The organism is Geodermatophilus sp. SYSU D00965 (genome assembly GCF_054050075.1).
The window spans coordinates 76927-93989 of record NZ_JBJGYQ010000016.1 but is presented as its reverse complement, the minus strand read 5'-3'; the positions used below and the strand labels follow the sequence as shown (position 1 = coordinate 93989).

Below are 17063 nucleotides of genomic sequence, written 5' to 3'. Positions count from 1 at the left end.
GCCCCCTGCAGGGGCCCGCCACGAGCTCGCGAGTGGCGGGGGCAGGGGGTCCTTCTTCAGCCGGCGACGCCCTGGCGCCAGTAGCCCATGAACGCCACCGCGCTGCGCCGGAGGCCGAGGTCGCCGACCAGGTGGCGTCGCAACTTCTTGACGACGCCGGCCTCACCGGCCAGCCAGGCGTAGCAACTGCCGGCGGCGTCCCCCTCGGGCACCTCCCACAGCAGCTCGGCGTCGAGGTCGACGTCCTCGATGTCGGCCGGCCGCCCGGAGGCCACGCCCAGCTCGCACAGCGCGGCGTGCACGGCCGGGACCAGCAGCGAGCCGCGGGACGCACCCTCGCGCGGCAGCCAGCGCACGGTGGCCCCCGGCGGTAGCGCGACGTTGAGCGCGTCGCCGGCGGTGGGCACCTCCAGCAGCGCGGTCACCGTCCGCGAGCCACCTCCGTCGTCCAGCCCCTCGAGGATCGCGCACACCGCGGGGACGGCGGTCTCGTCGCCGGCCAGCAGCAGCGTGCGCGCCGCCGCGGGGGGCGCCCACTCCGCGCCCCACATGCGGCCGCGCCCGGGCCGGTCGGGACCCAGCAGGACGACGCGGTCCCCCGGCACGGCGGAGGCGGCCCAGCGCGCGGCGGGGCCGGCGTGCCCGTCCTCGATGCCGTGCAGGACGACGTCGATGTCGACCTCACCGAGGTCGGGCCGGGCGGCGCGCACGGTGTAGGTGCGGATGTGCGGCCGCTGCTCCTCCGGCATCGCGCAGTACTCGGGGTACCAGGCCGAGCCGCACTCGACGAGCCGGCGCATGCCGGCCGGGTCGCGCACGAGGACCAGCTTGAACCGCTGGTCGTCCCCGGCGACGCCGAACCCGGTGAGCTGCGGACCGGCCAGCGTCAGGCGCAGGAAGCTCGGCCCGAGCCGCCGCACCGAGGCCACGGACGCCTCGAAGAAGGCCCACCCCGGAGCGGTCACGACCTCCTGCTGTGCGGTCACCGTCACGGCCGGGCCCTCCGATCTGCGGCGGGCCAGCCCCTTGCGGCACCCGACTAAGGCAAGGCTAACCTGAGCCCCCGCTACAGGGGAACACCCCTGGCCCGACCTGCGAGGAGAACCGGTGCACCGCACGCCGCGCCGCCTGATCGGCGCCTCCCTCACCCTGGCCGCGCTGCTCGCGACCACCGGCTGCGCCGGCGACGACCCGGCCGGCACCGGCGCCTCGGGGGAGGGCGGCTGGGAGTTCACCGACGACCTCGGCACCACCGTCGAGCTCGACGAGGCCCCGACACGCGTCGCCGGGCTCAACGACGTCATCTCCTCGCTGTGGAACTACGGCGTCGAGCCGGTGGCCTCCTGGGGACAGACCTCCGCCGAGGAGGACGTCGCCTTCGAGGGCAAGGACCTCGGCGAGCTGGCGATCGTGGGCACCAGCTACGGCCAGATCGACCTCGAGGCGCTGGCCGCCGCCGACCCCGACCTCATCGTGACCTCGGTCTACCCGACCGACTCCGCCGGCACCATCGACGAGGCCCAGCCCCTGTACGGCTTCGAGTCGCTCGAGCAGCAGGAGCAGGTCGCCGCGATCGCGCCGATCGTCGCCATCACCTGGGGCGGGTCGGCGGCCGACGTCATCGACCGCACCCTCGAGCTGGCCGAGTCCATCGGCGCCGACGACGAGCTGGTCAGCGCGGCGCGGGAGGACTACGAGGCGGCGTCCGCGGCCCTGACCGAGGCCGCGGCCAGCGGCGTGACGGTGCTGCCGGTCTACGCCACGCCCAGCGACGGATGGTGGATGTGCCGGGCCGCCGACGACCCCTCGCTGCACCTCTACCAGGACCTCGGCGTGCAGTTCGTCGACCCGGGCGGCGAGGACTACTTCTGGCACGCCGTCGGCTGGGAGGAGGTCCCGAACTACCCGAGCGACGTGATCCTCTACTCGCTGCGGCTGAGCATGGCGCCGGAGGAGTTCGCGACCCAGCCGACCGCCGCCCTGCTGCCGGCGGTGCAGAACGGGCAGCTCTACCCGTGGAAGTACCTCGGGATGGACTACGCCGCCCAGGCCGAGTACATGCAGGAGCTGGCCGGCCACCTCTCCGGGGCCCGCAAGCTCACCTGAGCACCGGAGGGGATCTGTGCGGGTGACCCGTGCGGATCCCCTCCGGTCAGGAGGGCACGACGGTCTCGGGCACCCGGGCCCGCGAGGAGGCCCCCCGCGCGGTCTGCGCCAGCCCGATCCCCACCAGGACGACGAGGCCGCCGAGCACCTGCCAGCCCGAGAGGACCTGCTCCACCCACAGCCAGGCCACCCCCGAGGCGAACACCGGCTCGACCGTGGCCACCAGCCCCGCGGTCGTCGGCGACAGGTGCCGCAGCGCCCCGAGCGACAGCCAGAACGGCACCATCGCCCCCAGGACGACGATCCAGGCGACCAGCACCCACAGCGGGACCTGCAGCGAGCCGACCGACACCGGCACCCGCTCCTCCAGCACGCCGGCGTCGAACGTCGTCCACGGGGCCGCGACCGCCCAGAACAGCGCCGCGGCCACGAAGCTCCAGCAGGTCAGGGCCACCGGGTCGCGGGTGGTCGTGCCCCGCTCGCCCATCAGGTAGTAGGTCGCCAGGCACACCGCGGCGGCCAGGGCCGCGGCCACCCCGAGCGGGTCCAGCGAGCCGCCGCCCTGCCAGACCTCGGCGACGAGGACCAGCCCCGCCAGCGTCAGCAGCAGCGCGCCCCACAGCCGGGCGTGCACCCGCTCCCGCCGGACCAGCCACACGTAGAGCGCGATGAGCACCGGTGCGGTCATCTCGAACACCAGCGCCACGCCGACCGGCAGCCGGCCGATCGCCACGTAGTACAGGTACTGGGTGAGCGCGACGCCGACCACGCCGAAGACGGCGAGGAACGGCACCTCGCGCCAGGTCAGCCGCAGCCGCTGCGGCGCGGTGACCGCGAGGACGGCGAGCAGCCCCACGGCCGCGCCGGCGCAGCGCAGCGCGGTCAGCCGGGTCGAGGGCAGGCCGGCCTGCAGGGCCAGCGTGGAGACCGTGCCGTTGACCGCGAAGAACCCCGCGGCGGCGACGGTGGCGGCGTAGCCGAGGGCGGGACGGGGCACGAGGACCGAATGTAGTCCCCGAAAGCCCCCGAGCCACCTACCGGGCCCGCGTGGCCTCGAAGCGCTGCCGCACCCGGAAGCCCGCGCCGTCCGGGTCCTCCTCCGCCCGCCAGCGGAAGGAGTCCGCAGCGACCTCGGAGAACACCCAGCGCAGCCGCGTGCCGTCCCGCTCGCCCTCGAGGGCCAGCCCGTCGGCGGTGGGGCGGGCGGTGAACGGGATCACCCAGCCGCGGTGCGGACCGTGCCAGGTCGACCGGTAGGCGCCCAGCGCCTCGTCCCAGAACCGCAGGCTCAGCCCCCACTCGCCGTCGGGGGCGCCGGCCGCACGGGCCGCCCGGGACGGGCTGATCCAGACGTCGGCCAGCGCCCGCCCGTCCAGCGCCCAGCCGAAGTGCCACTCGCCGTCCCGGACGCTCTCGCCGCCGTCGGCCGCGACGTCGGTGACCCGGAGGTCCCAGCTGCCGATGAGCGGCGCGAACACCCCGAGCCGGTCGGCCAGCTCCGGCCGGGGCGCCGCTGCGGGAAAGACCTCGGCCAGGACACCGCTCACCGGACGCCGCTCACTGCACCTGCGCCGGGTCCATCCACACGACCTCCCAGACGTGACCGTCGGGGTCGGTGAAGCTGGCGCCGTACATGAACCCGTGGTCCTGGGCCGGCAGCCACGGCTTGCCCCCGTGCGCCAGGGCGCGCTCCACGAGCTGGTCGACCTCCTCGCGGCTCCCGGCCGACAGCGCGACGAGCTGCGTGGTCCCCGCGGCGGGGTCGCCGACCTCCCCGGTGACGAAGTCGGCGAAGCGGTCCCGGGTCAGCAGCATCACCACGATGTTCTCGTCGATCACCACCGAGGCGGTCCGCTCGTCGGAGAACTGCTCGTTGAAGGGAAACCCGAGGCCGCCGTAGAAGGCCCGCGCCGCGGCCAGGTCGTTCACGGGCAGGTTCACGAAGACCATCCGCACGGTGGTCGCTCCCGTCGTCCGGGGGCCCGGCGGGCCCCGTCACCAGGTAGGACGGGGCCCGCCGGCGGAACTCATCGGCGGTCGCCGTCGGAGGCCGGCCACCCGACGTCGGCCACCTGCACGCCGCCGCGCTGCTCCCGGTGCTCCACGGTCCGCACCGGCGTGGACCCCACCGCGGTGTCCGGCACGCCGTCGGCGTCGGCGTCCGGCGCCGGCTCCACCACGAGCACGAAGTCCTCGCCGTGCTTGGTGATCCCCTCGACGACGGCCTGCTCCACCGCCTCGGCCGCGACCGTGCGGCGCAGCACCATCGGGTCCGAGCGCACGTCCTTGGCCAGCGAGACCGCCAAGCCCACCATCACCAGCGCGAACGGCAGCGCCGCGATGATCGTCAGGTTCTGCAGGCCGGTGAGCGCCTCGTCGCCGCCGACCAGCAGCATGATCGCGGCCACCGCCCCCATGACCACGCCCCAGAAGACCACGGTGCCGCGGCTCGGGGAGAGCGTCCCGCGCTCCGACAGCGACCCCATGACGATCGAGGCGGCGTCGGCGCCCGACACGAAGAAGATCGCCACCAGGACCATGACGAGCACGGTCATCACCGTGGCGAGCGGGAAGGTGTCCAGGACGCCGAACAGCTGGCCCTCGCTCGTCGCCTGGCCGGCGACGTCGGCCCCGCTGCGCTGCGCGGCGATGCCGGCCCCGCCGAAGACGGCGAACCAGACCAGGCTGACCACGCTGGGCACCAGCAGCACGCCGGTGACGAACTGCCGGATCGTCCGCCCGCGGCTGATCCGCGCGATGAACAGCCCGACGAACGGCGTCCAGCTGATCCACCAGGCCCAGTAGAAGACCGTCCAGCCGCGCAGCCACGCGGCCGTCGCGTCGCCGCCGGTGGCCTCCGTGCGAGCGGCCATCTGCCCCAGGTCGCTGAAGTAGTTGCCGATCGTGGTCGGCAGCAGGTTGAGGATGAACACCGTCGGGCCGACGGCGAAGACGAACACGGCCAGGACGACGGCCAGCACCATGTTGGTGTTGGCCAGCCACTGGATGCCCTTGGCGATGCCGGAGACCGCCGAGGCGACGAACGCCGCGGTCAGGACGGCGATGATGACGACCAGGACGCCGCTGCCGACGTCCCCCGCCCAGCCGAGGATCTCCACCCCGCTGCCGATCTGCAGGGCACCCAGCCCCAGGGACGCCGCCGAGCCGAACAGCGTCGCGAAGATGGCCAGGACGTCGATGGTCTTCCCGGCCCACCCCTCGGTCCGGCGGGTGCCGAACAGCGGGGCGAACGCGGCGCTGATCAGCTGCCGGCGCCCGCGGCGGAACGTGCCGTAGGCGATGGCCAGCCCGACCACGGCGTAGATGGCCCACGGGTGCAGCGACCAGTGGAACATCGTCGTGGCCATCGCCGTCTGCACGGCCTCGGGCGTCTCGGCGGCCACCGTCCGCGGCGGCGGGGAGACGTAGTGGGACAGCGGCTCGCTGACGCCGAAGAACATCAGGCCGATGCCCATGCCGGCGCTGAACATCATCGCGACCCACGAGACGGTGCGGAACTCCGGCGCCTCGTCGTCGCGGCCCAGCGGGATGCGGCCGTACTTCCCCGCGGCCAGCCACAGCACGTAGACGACGAAGCCGGAGGCCAGCAGGACGAACAGCCAGCCGAGGTTGCGCTCCACCCACTCCAGGGCGGTGCCGCTGGCCGCGCCGAGGCCGGCCGGGGACAGGAAGCCCCAGGCGACGAAGGCCAGCGCGACGACGGCGGAGACGCCGAAGACGACGCGGTCGAGCGAGGCGCCGCGGTCCGCGGGCAGGGGTGGGGGCGGGGCCACAGCCGGGTGCGTGCCGGTGTCGGTTGCGGGGGCGGTGGTGTCGCGTGTACTCGTCACGGTTGCGTGCGGCGCCGGAGCCCGGCGCTCCTCCCTCTCGATCGACGACGGAACGCCGCCGGACTCCCCGAGGAGGCCGACGGCGACCCCTCCACCGTCCGAGCGCGGACGGCGGGGCGCAAGGTCGCCGTGATCTGAGCGAGACCGCGGGAGGGCGGCCGGGCTCTGTGTGCCCCCTCGGTCGCCCGGGCACACCCGGCAGGTGCCACCGATCCACCCGAGGGGGACAGCCGCGTGACCGAGGCCCGGCCCGCGTGGTCGTCCCGACGCCGGAAACTGCTGGTCTGGCTGGGGGCCGGCGCGGTCCTCGGCGTCGTCGCGTCGCTCGTGCTGCCCGCACAGTTCGGCGTGACCGCGCTGTTCCTCGGCGGGCTGTGCGGCTTCCTCCTCGTGGCCGCCGTCGTGGTGTTCCTCACCATCCCCGGCCCGGACACGCTGGGGCACCTGCTGCGGATGCCCCCGCTGGCCGGCGCGGTGTTCGTCGTCGCGGTCCTCCTGGCGCTGTCCGACCCCGCCGGTGAGCTGCGCTGGCTGTGGATCACAGCCGCCGTCGTGGCCGCGGCGTGGGCGGCCTTCGCCGTCTGGGAGACCCGCCGCAGCGGGGGGTGACCAGGCTGCAGCGCGGACGGACCCGGCGGCGAGACTTCCCGCATGGACCTGCCTCCCGCGCTGTACGAGCCGGCGGACGGCGGCTACCGCGCCACCGCGCTGACCATCGGACCCTGGGACCCGGGCCTGCAGCACGCCGGCCCGCCCGCGGCGCTCCTGGCCCGCGAGGCGGAGCGGGCGAGCGGGATCGCCGACGGCCAGACCGTCCGGCTGGCCTTCGACATCCTCGGCCCCGTCCCGGTCGGCCCGGTCGCGGTGAGCGCCCGGGTGCTGCGCCCCGGTCGGCGGATCGAGCTGGTGGAGGCGGTGCTCACGGCCGGCGGCGCGGCCCGCCCGCTCATGCGGCTGACCGCGTGGCGGATGCGCGCCGGCGAGTCCGACGCCACGCCGCAGGCCGCCCCCGGCATCCCCGGCCCCGACGCGAGCCGCCCGGAGACCGCCGACTTCTTCACCACGGACGTCGCCTACCACCGCGCCCTGGACTGGCGGTTCGCCGCGGGCTCGTTCAACGCCCCCGGCCCCGCGGCGGCCTGGACCCGGCCGCTGTGCGCCCTGGTGGACGGCGAGCCGATGACACCGCTGCAGCACCTGCTGGTCATGACCGACGCGGCCAGCGGGGTCTCCGCCGTCCTGGACTGGACCCGCGCGACCTTCGCCAACGTCGACCTCACCGTCGCGCTGGTCCGCCCGCCCGCCGGCGACTGGCTGGGCCTGGACGCGGCGACCACGATCGGGCCGTCCGGCGCGGCGCAGTGCTTCGCTGACCTCTACGACTCCACCGGCCGGATCGGCCGCTCCTCGCAGTCGTTGTTCGTCGAGTCCCGGTGAGGGGGCCCACGTTGGCACGAGCGGGCGACGTCGGTGAGGCTGGTCGGTGATGGCCCCTCTCGACACACTCCTCACCTGGCTCGCCGGCCGCGGGCTGGAGATCGTCCTGATCCTGCTGGGCTCGGTGCTGCTGACCCGGTTCGTCGCCTGGGTGGGGGAGCGGATCACCACCCAGATCGACGCCCGGGCCACCGGCGGCGACGCGCTGGTCCGCTCCGAGGCCGCCAAGCACCGGCACTCGCTGACCCAGGTCATCACCTGGACGCTGATCGTGCTGATCTACGCGATCGCGATCTTCTTCGTGCTGGACCGGGCCGGCATCCCGATCACCGGGCTCGTGGCGCCCGCGACCGTCCTGGGCGTGGGGCTCGGCTTCGGCGCGCAGCGCATCGTCGGGGACGTCCTGGCCGGGTTCTTCATCATCACCGAGCGGCAGTACGGCTTCGGTGACGTCGTCGCCATCCAGGTGGTCGGCGGCGGGGACGAGGCCACGGGCACCATCGAGGACGTCACGCTGCGGGTCACCCGGCTGCGCTCGCCCAACGGCGAGGTGATCACCCTGCCGAACGGGCAGATCGTCAAGGTCACCAACCTCTCCCGCGACTGGGCCCGCGCCGTCATCGACGTCCCGGTGCCGACGTCCATGGACGTCAACCGGGTCAACGAGATCCTGCGCGAGGTCGGCGCCGAGGCGTTCCGCGACCAGCGGATGCGCCCGCTGCTGCTCGACCCGCCCAGCGTCATGGGCGTGGAGACCCTCGACCTCGAGCAGGTCAACGTGCGCATGGTCGCCCGCACGCTGCCCGGCAAGCAGTTCGAGGTGGGTCGCGACCTGCGTGCCCGCATCGTCCTGGCCTTCCACCGCCAGGGGATGAACCTGCCGGCCTCGACCGCCGGCACGCCGTCGACCGAGCTCTCCGGGGCCGGCGGGGACGGTGCCCGGTGAGCCCCCGGCACAGCGACGGCCAGGACGGCACCCGCGCGATGCCCCCGATCCGCACCGGGGAGGCCCCGGCGGTCAGCACCGCACCGCCCGCCGGCCTGCGGCGGCGCTGGTGGTCGGCGGTGCCCCACCACCTCGGCCGCGCGCGGACCTCGACCGTCGTCCTCGCCATCCTCTTCCTGGCGATCGGCACGCTGTACCTGTACGTCCGGCCCGAGTCGACGGCGTCCACCTCGGTCGACCCGGCCGGCGGCAGCAGCGTGCCGGCACCGCAGACGGCGGAGCCCTCGGCACCGGCCGAGACCACCGCGCCGACGGAGACCACGGAGCCGACGGAGACCAGCGCGCCCACCACGGAGCCGGACGCGCCCACCACGACCCCGTCGCGGAGCTCGTCGGCACCGGCTCCGACGTCGGAGGCGGCGCCGGAGGAGGACGAGGAGGAGCCCCCGGCGACCACCGAGGAGGAGCCGACGACCTCCGACGAGCCCGCGCCCACGGAGTCGCCGCTCAGCCCGGCCCCGGCGACGCCGGAGACCACCGCGCCGTGACGGCCGCCACGCGCGGTCACCCGCAAGGGGACGCAGCGCGCCACGCCTCCGCCGGGCAGGGCAGGATCAGGGCTTCGCACCTCGAACCCGCAGGTGCCCGAGGAGGGAGACACCCGTGGCCATCCGACCCCTGACCCGGCGCGGACGGGCAGCAGTCGCTGCCGCCGCCGGCCTCACCCTCGTCCTCGCCGGGTGCGGGGACGACTCCGGCGGGGACGCCGGGAGCGGAGGCGGAGGCGGAGGCGGAGGCGGCGCGGCGGCGAGCAGCGAGCCGCTGCCCAGCGTCGAGGCCGACCAGGAGCTCGCCGCCCGCGTGCCCGCGGCGATCGCCGAGGACGGCGTCATCGCCGTCGGCAGCGACACCAGCTACGCGCCGAGCGAGTTCATCGCCGAGGACGGCGAGACCATCGTCGGCTTCGACGTCGACCTGTTCACGCTCGTGGCGCAGAAGCTGGGTCTGGAGGCGCAGTTCGAGACCGCCGCCTTCGACTCGATCATCGCCGGCGTGGGCTCGGGGCGGTACGAGGTGGGCGTCTCGTCGTTCACGATCAACCCCGAGCGGCTGCAGCAGGCCAACATGATCAGCTACTACGAGGCCGGCACCCAGTGGGCCACGAAGGCCGGCAACCCCGAGGGCGTCGACCCCGACAACGCCTGCGGGCTGACCATCGCCGTGCAGAAGGCCACCGTGCAGGTCGACGACGTGACCGCCCGGTCGGAGGCCTGCGAGGCCGCCGGCCAGGACCCGATCACGATCAACCAGTACGACCTGCAGAGCGACGCCACCGCGGCGATCGTCTCCGGCGCCGCGGTCGCGGGCCTGGCCGACTCCCCGATCATGGCCTACGCGGTGCAGCAGACCGGCGGCCAGCTCGAGCTGCTCGGCGACATCTACGACGCCGCCCCGTACGGCTACGTCGTCGCGAAGGACCAGGCCGACTTCGCCCAGGCCGTCGCCGACGCCGTCCAGTCCCTCATCGACGACGGCACCTACACCGAGGTGCTCTCGCGGTGGGGCGTGGAGGACGGCGCCATCGACGACCCGACGGTGAACCCCACCGTCGGCTGACCGGGGCTCTCCGTCATGGCCGCCGAGGCCCCTGACACCACGGCCCGGCCGGCACCGCCCGAGCAGATCCGGGCGGTGCCGGTCCGGCACCCGGGCCGCTGGATCGCCACCGCCGTCATCGCGGTGCTGGTGGCGATGTTCGTCCACATGCTGGCCACCAACCCGGTGTTCCAGTGGGACTTCATGTTCGACAACGTGTTCGCGCCCCCGGTCCTCCGCGGGGCGCGGACGACGCTGATCATGACGATCCTCGCCATGGTGCTGGGCGTCCTGCTCGGGATCGTGCTGGCGGTCATGCGGCTCTCGCCCAACCCGATCGTGTCCGGGGCGGCCTGGGCCTACATCTGGTTCTTCCGGGCGATCCCCCGCATCGTGCTGCTGTTCTTCATCGCCAACCTGGGCGCGCTGTACGCGACCTACGAGCTGGGCTTCCCGTTCGACCAGCAGCTGATGGGCCTGTTCGGCTTCGAGGGCGACTGGCGCTTCCTCGGGCTGAACGGCAACCAGATCTTCGCCGGGTTCACCGCCGGGCTGCTGGGCCTGGCGTTGTCCGAGGGCGCGTACATGGCCGAGATCGTGCGGGCCGGCATCCAGTCGGTCGACCCCGGCCAGGCGGAGGCGGCCAGCGCGCTGGGCCTGTCCCGCGGCAAGACGATGCGCCGGGTCGTGCTCCCCCAGGCGATGCGGGTGATCATCCCGCCGACCGGCAACGAGACGATCGCGATGCTCAAGGACACCTCGCTGCTGATCGCCGTCCCGGTGACCAGCGAGCTGAACTTCCAGCTGCGGTCGATCGGCAGCCGGACCTTCCAGATCATCCCGATGGCCGTGGCCTCGATCCTCTGGTACCTGGCGCTGACCAGCCTGCTGATGATCGGCCAGTACTTCCTCGAGAAGCGGTTCAGCCGCGGGTTCGGCGCGCGCGAGACCCGCACCCAGCGCGCCGCCCGCCGGGCCGCCGACGTGGGGAGCTCGAAGTGACCGGCAACGGGCAGGCGATGGTCAAGGCCGAGGGCGTGCACAAGTCCTACGGTCACGTGGAGGTGCTCCGGGGCATCGACCTCGAGGTCGCCCCCGGCGAGGTGGTCTGCGTCGTCGGCCCGTCCGGCTCGGGCAAGTCGACGTTCCTGCGCTGCATCAACCACCTGGAGAAGATCGACGCCGGGCGGCTGTGGGTCGACGGGCACCTCGTGGGCTACCGCGAGCGGGGCGGCAAGCTGCACGAGCTGCGCGACAAGGAGGTCGCCGCGCAGCGCCGGGACATCGGCATGGTGTTCCAGCGGTTCAACCTCTTCCCGCACATGACGGCGCTGGAGAACGTCGTCGAGGCGCCCACCCAGGTGAAGGGCGTGCGCAAGGAGGAGGCGCGGCGGCGGGGGGTCGAGCTGCTCGAGCGGGTGGGGCTGGGCGAGCGGGTGCACAACTACCCGAACCAGCTCTCCGGCGGGCAGCAGCAGCGGGTGGCGATCGCGCGGGCGCTGGCGATGGAGCCCAAGCTGATGCTCTTCGACGAGCCGACGTCCGCGCTGGACCCGGAGCTGGTCGGCGAGGTCCTCGACGTCATGCGGGGCCTGGCCGAGTCGGGGATGACGATGGTCGTGGTGACCCACGAGATGGGCTTCGCCCGCGAGGTCGGCGACACCCTGGTCTTCATCGACGAGGGCGTGGTGCTCGAGGCCGGCCCGCCCCGGCAGGTGCTCAGCGACCCGCAGCACCCGCGCTGCCGGGCGTTCCTGTCCAAGGTCCTCTGACCCCGGGAGGGGCAGCAATGGCCATCCCTGCTCCTCGGCGAGCGTCCTCGCTCAGAACGACGTGACCACCGCGATGCCGGGGCTGCGGCCGACGTCGGCCAGCGCCGCGCCGGCGTCGTCGAGGGCCAGCTCGCGGGTCACCAGCCGACGCGGGTCGAGCCGGCCGGCCGCGATGAGGCCCAGCAGCCCGGGATAGGCGTGCGCGGCCATGCCGTGGCTGCCCAGCACCTGCAGCTCCAGGGCGATCACCCGGTCCATCGGCACCGCCGGGCGTCCCTGGGCCGGCGGCAGCAGCCCGACCTGCACGTGGCGGCCGCGCGGGCGCAGGCACCGCACGGAGTTCTCGCAGGTGACCGCGGCGCCGAGCGCGTCGACGGAGACGTGCGCCCCGCCGCCGGTCAGGTCCGCGACCGCGCCCGCGACGTCCCCGGCGCCGTCCACCAGGTGGTCGGCGCCCAGCCGGCCGGCGAGCTCCAGCGCCGGCGGGGAGACGTCGACGGCGACCACGCGGGCTCCCGCGGCGGCGGCGATCTGGACGGCGGACAGGCCCACGCCGCCGCAGCCGTGCACGGCGACCCACTCCCCCGCCCGGACCGCGGCGACCTGAACCACCGCGCGGAACGCGGTGGCGTACCGGCACCCGAGGCTCGCCGCGGTCGTGTCGTCCAGGTCCGCGGGGAGCCCGACCAGGTTGACGTCGGCGGCGTCCAGGGCGACGTACTCGGCGAGCGACCCGGGGTGGGTGAAGCCGGGCTGGGTCTGGTGCGGGCAGACCTGGTGGTCCCCCGCCGCGCACTGCGGGCAGCGGCCGCAGGCGTTGACGAACGGCACGGTCACCCGGTCCCCCACCCGCCACCGGCGGACGCCGGCGCCGACCGCGGCGACCGCGCCGGCCAGCTCGTGCCCGGGGACGTGTGGCAGGACGACGTCCGGGTCGTGGCCCTGCCACGCGTGCCAGTCGCTGCGGCAGATCCCGCTGGCGCCGACCCGGACGACGACGCCGTCGGGGGCGGGGTCGGGGACGGGCACCTCCCGCACGGTCAGCGGGCCGCCGAACTCGTCGAACACCAGGGCGCGCACCGGCCCAGCCTGCCGCACGGACGGGCGACCCCTCTGTCGCACGGAGACTTAGGCAAGGCTAACCTGCCTCGTGCTCACACGCCGGCTCCTGCCCCTCGCCCTCGTCCCCGCCCTGGCCCTGGCCGCCTGCGGCTCCGACCCGGACACCGGCCAGGAGGCGGCCACCGCGGCGGACAGCGCCTTCCCGGTCACGATCGAGAACCGGTTCGGCACCACGGAGATCCCGGCCGAGCCGCAGCGGGTCGTGACCGTGGGCTTCAACGACCAGGACTTCGTGCTGGCCCTGGGCGTGACCCCCGTCGGCGAACGCGAGCTCCTGGGCGACTACGACGCCACGACGCGCCCCTGGGCGCAGGACCAGCTGCCGGCGGAGGCCATCCCGACCGTCGGGGGCGAGGAGATCGACCTCGAGGCGGTCGCGGCCCTGGAGCCCGATCTCATCGTGGGCGTGTACTCCTTCATGGACCAGGCGGTGTACGACCAGCTGTCCGGCATCGCGCCGACGCTGGCGCAGACCGCCGACTACGCCGACGGCGCCACCCCGTGGCAGGAGCAGACCCTCCTCACCGGCCGGGCGCTCGGCCGCGAGGACGAGGCGCAGCAGCTCGTCGACGACGTCGAGGGCCGGTTCGAGCAGGCGATCGACGAGAACCCCGCCTTCGCCGGCAGCTCGCTCGCCGTGGACCTCACCGGCGTCGGCTCGGGCCACTACCTGCTCGGCACGGACGACCTGCGCACCCAGTTCTTCTCCGACCTGGGCTTCACCGTGCCCGACACCAGCACCGACGTCAGCCAGGAGCGGCTGGACCTGCTGGAGGCCGACGTGCTGGCGGTGAACGGGTACGACCAGGCGACCGCCGACGCCGATCCGCTGTTCTCGGCGCTCGACGTGGTGACCCAGGACCGCACGGTGCTGCTCGGCAGCTACTCCGGTGACGTGTCCGCCGCGCTCGGCTTCGGCAGCCCGCTCTCGCTGCCCTTCCTGCTGGACGAGGTCGTGCCGGCCCTGGCCCAGGCCGCCGACGGCGACCCGGCCACGGCCGTGCAGCACCCCGCCACCTGACGCAACCGCAGCGAGCCGGAGCGGCCCCCCTGCACGGTCCCGCCGCGAGCCTGTGAGCGGTGGGGGGGCAGGGGGGTCCTCCTTCAGTCCGCGAAGTCGTCGCCCGGCACGGCCCCGGCGGGCGGCAGCGGACGGCGGACCACCGGCCGGACCCTCCGCGCGGCCGGCAGCCGATCGGTGTAGCTGGCCGCGTTGCCGCGGATGTGGGCGAGGTCGTCGTCGTCGGTCTGCCGGATGACCTTCGCCGGGATGCCCGCGACCAGCGACCCCGGCGGCACCTCGGTGCCCTGGGTGACGACCGCGCCCGCGGCGACGATCGACCCGGCGCCGATGTGCGCGCCGTTCATGACGACGCTGCCCATCCCGACCAGGACGTCGTCGTCCACGCGGGCGCCGTGCAGCACCACCCGGTGGCCGACGGTCACCCCGCGCCCGATGACCAGCGGGAAGCCGGGATCGGAGTGCAGGATGCTGCCGTCCTGCACGTTGGACCCCTCGCCGATCTCGATGACCTCGTGGTCGGCCCGGGCGACCGAGCCGTACCAGATGCTCGACCGCGGCCCCATGGTGACCGCCCCGACCACCACCGCCGTCGGGGCGACGAACGCGTCGTCGTCGATCTTCGGGGAGCCGAACTCCAGTTGCGCGATGTAGTTCTCGGCCACGACGCCAGCACAGCACAGGAGGGGCCCGGGCGCACCGGTCGAGCGCACGGCAGACTCGGCGGCATGCCCGCGTCCCTCCCGCTGCTGCCCACCTCGATCGTCGGGAGCCTCCCGCAGCCCGACTGGCTCATCGACCGCGACCGCCTGGCCCACCAGTTCCCGCCCCGGGTGCGCGCGAAGGAGCTGTGGCGGGTGGCCCCCGAGCTCCTCGCGGAGGCGCAGGACGACGCCACCCTGCTGGCGATCCGCTCGCAGGAGGAGGCCGGGCTGGACATCCTCACCGACGGGGAGATCCGCCGGGAGTCCTACTCGAACCACTTCGCCACCGCGCTCGACGGCCTCGACCTCGACACCCCGGGGCACGTGACCAACCGCTCGGGCAAGCAGATCCCGGTGCCGCGGGTGGTCGGGGACATCACCCGCCGCGAGCCGGTCCAGGTCGCCGACGTCCGCTTCCTGCGGGAGCACACCGACCGGACCGTCAAGATCACCGTCCCGGGCCCGTTCACCATGGCCCAGCAGGCGCAGAACGACCACTACCCCGACGACCGCGCCCTCGCGCTGGCCTACGCCGACGTCGTCCGGGCCGAGATCGCCGACCTGTTCGCCGCCGGCGCCGACATCGTGCAGATCGACGAGCCGTGGCTGCAGGCGCGGCCCGACGTCGCCCGCCAGTACGGCGCGGAGGCGGTCACGCGGGCCGTGGAGGGCGCTCCGGGGCCGGTGCACCTGCACCTGTGCTTCGGCTACGCCGCGATGGTCTCCGAGCGGCCGGAGGGCTACTCGTTCCTCCCCGAGCTCGCCGACACCCCCGTCGACACGATCTCCGTGGAGACCGCCCAGTCGCACCTGGACCCCACCACGCTGCGCCCGCTGCGCGGCAAGGGCATCGCCCTCGGCGTCCTGGACCTGTCCACGCCGGAGGTGGAGACCCCGGAGGTGGTGGCCGACCGGGTCCGCCGCGCCCTGGACGACGTCGACGTCTCCCGGCTGGTCCTCACCAGCGACTGCGGGCTGAAGTACCTGCCGCGGGCCTCGGCCGCGGGCAAGATGCGCTCCCTGGCCCTGGCCGCCGAGGCGCTGCGCGCGGAGGTCTGACGGGGCGGGCCGCGGCGGCCCCCTTGCAGGGGCCCGCCGCGAGCCTGCGAGTGGCGGGGGAAGGGGGTCCTCCCTCAGACCAGGCCGTGGGCGTGCACGGCCTCGGCGACCTGGAGGAAGCCCGCGACGTTCGCGCCGAGCACCAGGTCGCCGGGGGAGCCGTACTCCTCGGCCGTGGCGTGGCAGCGGGTGTGGATGTCGCGCATGATCTCCTCCAGCCGCACCTCGGTGTGCTCGAAGGTCCAGCGGTCGCGGGAGGCGTTCTGCTGCATCTCCAGCGCCGAGGTGGCCACGCCACCGGCGTTGGCCGCTTTGCCCGGGGCGAAGGCGATGTCGGCGTCGCGGAAGACCCGCACCGCGTCGGGTGTCGAGGGCATGTTGGCCCCCTCGACGACGTAGCGGCACCCGTTGCGGGCGAGGACCTTCGCCGCGTCGCCGTCCAGCTCGTTCTGCGTCGCGCTGGGGAGGGCGATGTCGCAGGGGACGTCCCAGACGCGGCCGCCCTCGACGAACGACGCCGACGCGACCCGGTCGGCGTAGTCGCTGACCCGTCCGCGCTCGACCTCCTTCACCTGCTTGAGGACCTCGAGGTCGAGGCCGTTGTCGTCGACGACGTAGCCGGTGGAGTCCGAGCAGGCGACGGCGACGCCACCGAGCTGGTGCACCTTCTCGACGGCGTAGACGGCGACGTTGCCCGATCCCGACACGACGACCCGCTTGCCCTCGAGGGACTCGCCGCGCACGGTCAGCATCTCGTCGGCGAAGAAGACCGCGCCGTACCCGGTGGCCTCGGTCCGGACGAGCGCGCCGCCCCAGCCCAGCCCCTTGCCCGTGAGGACGCCGGACTCGTAGCGGTTGGTGATCCGCTTGTACTGGCCGAACAGGTAGCCGATCTCCCGGGCGCCGACGCCGATGTCGCCGGCGGGCACGTCGGTGTACTCGCCCAGGTGCCGGTAGAGCTCGGTCATGAACGACTGGCAGAAGCGCATGACCTCGCCGTCCGAGCGGCCCTTCGGGTCGAAGTCGGAGCCGCCCTTGCCGCCGCCGATCGGCATGCCGGTCAGCGCGTTCTTGAAGATCTGCTCGAAGCCCAGGAACTTGACGATGCCGAGGTCCACCGACGGGTGGAAGCGCAGCCCGCCCTTGTACGGACCCAGCGCGGAGCTGAACTCCACGCGGAAGCCGCGGTTGATCTGCACCTGACCGCGGTCGTCCTGCCACGGGACGCGGAAGATGATCTGCCGCTCCGGCTCGCAGATCCGCTCGACGGTCTTCATCTCGGCGTACTCGCGGTGGCGGTCGAGCACCACGGCCAGGCTCTCCAGCACCTCCCGGACCGCCTGGTGGAACTCCTTCTCACCCCGGTTGCGCCGCAGCACCTCGTCGTAGATGCCCTGCACCGTCGCAGGAACCTCGCCGCTCACCCTGGTCCTCCTCCGGTCAGGTCCG

18 protein-coding genes are annotated in these 17063 nt (G+C 74.1%); 10 read left to right on the top strand and 8 right to left on the bottom strand.

Going from position 1 to position 17063, the window contains the following annotated elements; translation table 11 throughout:
- Nucleotides 1-56: 56 nt before the first annotated feature.
- Complete coding sequence (locus ACI789_RS16250) at nt 57-992, bottom strand: siderophore-interacting protein (protein ID WP_457010404.1); 936 nt, start codon at nt 990-992, stop codon at nt 57-59.
- A gap of 115 nt (nt 993-1107) precedes the next feature.
- On the opposite strand from ACI789_RS16250, the gene ACI789_RS16245 reads away from it, so the two are divergent.
- A complete protein-coding gene (locus ACI789_RS16245; protein WP_457010403.1) occupies nt 1108-2106 on the top strand; it encodes an ABC transporter substrate-binding protein in 999 nt (332 codons plus the stop codon).
- 46 nt (nt 2107-2152) lie between these two features.
- Here ACI789_RS16245 and ACI789_RS16240 read toward each other — a convergent pair whose 3' ends face one another.
- The 4 genes from ACI789_RS16240 to ACI789_RS16225 all read right to left on the bottom strand — a co-directional run bounded on the left by ACI789_RS16240 (nt 2153) and on the right by ACI789_RS16225 (nt 5900).
- Nucleotides 2153-3103, bottom strand: a complete 951-nt coding sequence (locus ACI789_RS16240) for an EamA family transporter (protein ID WP_457010402.1) — start codon at nt 3101-3103, stop codon at nt 2153-2155.
- Nucleotides 3104-3140: 37 nt separating this feature from the next.
- Nucleotides 3141-3653, bottom strand: coding sequence for a hypothetical protein (locus ACI789_RS16235; protein ID WP_457010401.1), 513 nt, complete (start codon nt 3651-3653; stop codon nt 3141-3143).
- A 10-nt stretch (nt 3654-3663) separates the two neighbouring features.
- Nucleotides 3664-4056, bottom strand: a complete 393-nt coding sequence (locus ACI789_RS16230; RefSeq protein ID WP_457010446.1) for a VOC family protein — start codon at nt 4054-4056, stop codon at nt 3664-3666.
- A 77-nt stretch (nt 4057-4133) separates the two neighbouring features.
- The gene (locus ACI789_RS16225) at nt 4134-5900 is read right to left on the bottom strand and encodes a BCCT family transporter (protein ID WP_457010400.1); all 1767 of its coding nucleotides are present in this window, start codon (nt 5898-5900) and stop codon (nt 4134-4136) included.
- Nucleotides 5901-6191: 291 nt separating this feature from the next.
- Here ACI789_RS16225 and ACI789_RS16220 point away from each other — a divergent pair, with 291 nt between their 5' ends.
- The 7 genes from ACI789_RS16220 (at nt 6192) to ACI789_RS16190 (ending at nt 11708) form a co-directional block, all read left to right on the top strand.
- On the top strand, nt 6192-6566 hold the full coding sequence (locus ACI789_RS16220) for a hypothetical protein (protein ID WP_457010399.1): 375 nt from the start codon (nt 6192-6194) through the stop codon (nt 6564-6566).
- 42 nt (nt 6567-6608) lie between these two features.
- The gene (locus ACI789_RS16215) at nt 6609-7394 is read left to right on the top strand and encodes a thioesterase family protein (protein ID WP_457010398.1); all 786 of its coding nucleotides are present in this window, start codon (nt 6609-6611) and stop codon (nt 7392-7394) included.
- Between the two features lie 49 nt (nt 7395-7443).
- Nucleotides 7444-8340: a mechanosensitive ion channel family protein gene (locus ACI789_RS16210; protein WP_457010397.1), complete on the top strand. Its 897-nt coding sequence runs from the start codon at nt 7444-7446 to the stop codon at nt 8338-8340.
- A complete protein-coding gene (locus ACI789_RS16205; protein ID WP_457010396.1) occupies nt 8337-8888 on the top strand; it encodes a hypothetical protein in 552 nt (183 codons plus the stop codon). Before ACI789_RS16210 ends, ACI789_RS16205 begins: the two co-directional genes overlap by 4 nt.
- Nucleotides 8889-9003: 115 nt before the next feature.
- Nucleotides 9004-9957: an ABC transporter substrate-binding protein gene (locus tag ACI789_RS16200; protein WP_457010395.1), complete on the top strand. Its 954-nt coding sequence runs from the start codon at nt 9004-9006 to the stop codon at nt 9955-9957.
- A 15-nt stretch (nt 9958-9972) separates the two neighbouring features.
- Nucleotides 9973-10938, top strand: coding sequence for an amino acid ABC transporter permease (locus tag ACI789_RS16195; protein WP_457010394.1), 966 nt, complete (start codon nt 9973-9975; stop codon nt 10936-10938).
- On the top strand, nt 10935-11708 hold the full coding sequence (locus ACI789_RS16190; protein ID WP_457010393.1) for an amino acid ABC transporter ATP-binding protein: 774 nt from the start codon (nt 10935-10937) through the stop codon (nt 11706-11708). The genes ACI789_RS16195 and ACI789_RS16190 overlap by 4 nt, the downstream gene beginning before the upstream one ends.
- A 51-nt stretch (nt 11709-11759) precedes the next feature.
- Here the strand turns inward: ACI789_RS16190 and ACI789_RS16185 are convergent, their stop codons facing one another.
- Nucleotides 11760-12788: a zinc-binding dehydrogenase gene (locus ACI789_RS16185; RefSeq protein WP_457010392.1), complete on the bottom strand. Its 1029-nt coding sequence runs from the start codon at nt 12786-12788 to the stop codon at nt 11760-11762.
- 70 nt (nt 12789-12858) lie between these two features.
- On the opposite strand from ACI789_RS16185, the gene ACI789_RS16180 reads away from it, so the two are divergent.
- On the top strand, nt 12859-13851 hold the full coding sequence (locus ACI789_RS16180; RefSeq protein ID WP_457010391.1) for an ABC transporter substrate-binding protein: 993 nt from the start codon (nt 12859-12861) through the stop codon (nt 13849-13851).
- A gap of 83 nt (nt 13852-13934) precedes the next feature.
- Here ACI789_RS16180 and ACI789_RS16175 read toward each other — a convergent pair whose 3' ends face one another.
- Nucleotides 13935-14516 (bottom strand): gamma carbonic anhydrase family protein, encoded by a 582-nt coding sequence (locus tag ACI789_RS16175; RefSeq protein ID WP_457010390.1) that lies wholly within the window; start codon nt 14514-14516, stop codon nt 13935-13937.
- A 63-nt stretch (nt 14517-14579) separates the two neighbouring features.
- Between ACI789_RS16175 and ACI789_RS16170 the strand changes: the two genes are divergently transcribed.
- Nucleotides 14580-15614 (top strand): uroporphyrinogen decarboxylase family protein, encoded by a 1035-nt coding sequence (locus tag ACI789_RS16170; RefSeq protein ID WP_457010389.1) that lies wholly within the window; start codon nt 14580-14582, stop codon nt 15612-15614.
- 74 nt (nt 15615-15688) lie between these two features.
- Here the strand turns inward: ACI789_RS16170 and gdhA are convergent, their stop codons facing one another.
- The gene (gene gdhA, locus ACI789_RS16165; protein WP_457010388.1) at nt 15689-17038 is read right to left on the bottom strand and encodes an NADP-specific glutamate dehydrogenase; all 1350 of its coding nucleotides are present in this window, start codon (nt 17036-17038) and stop codon (nt 15689-15691) included.
- Nucleotides 17039-17063 lie beyond the last annotated feature (25 nt).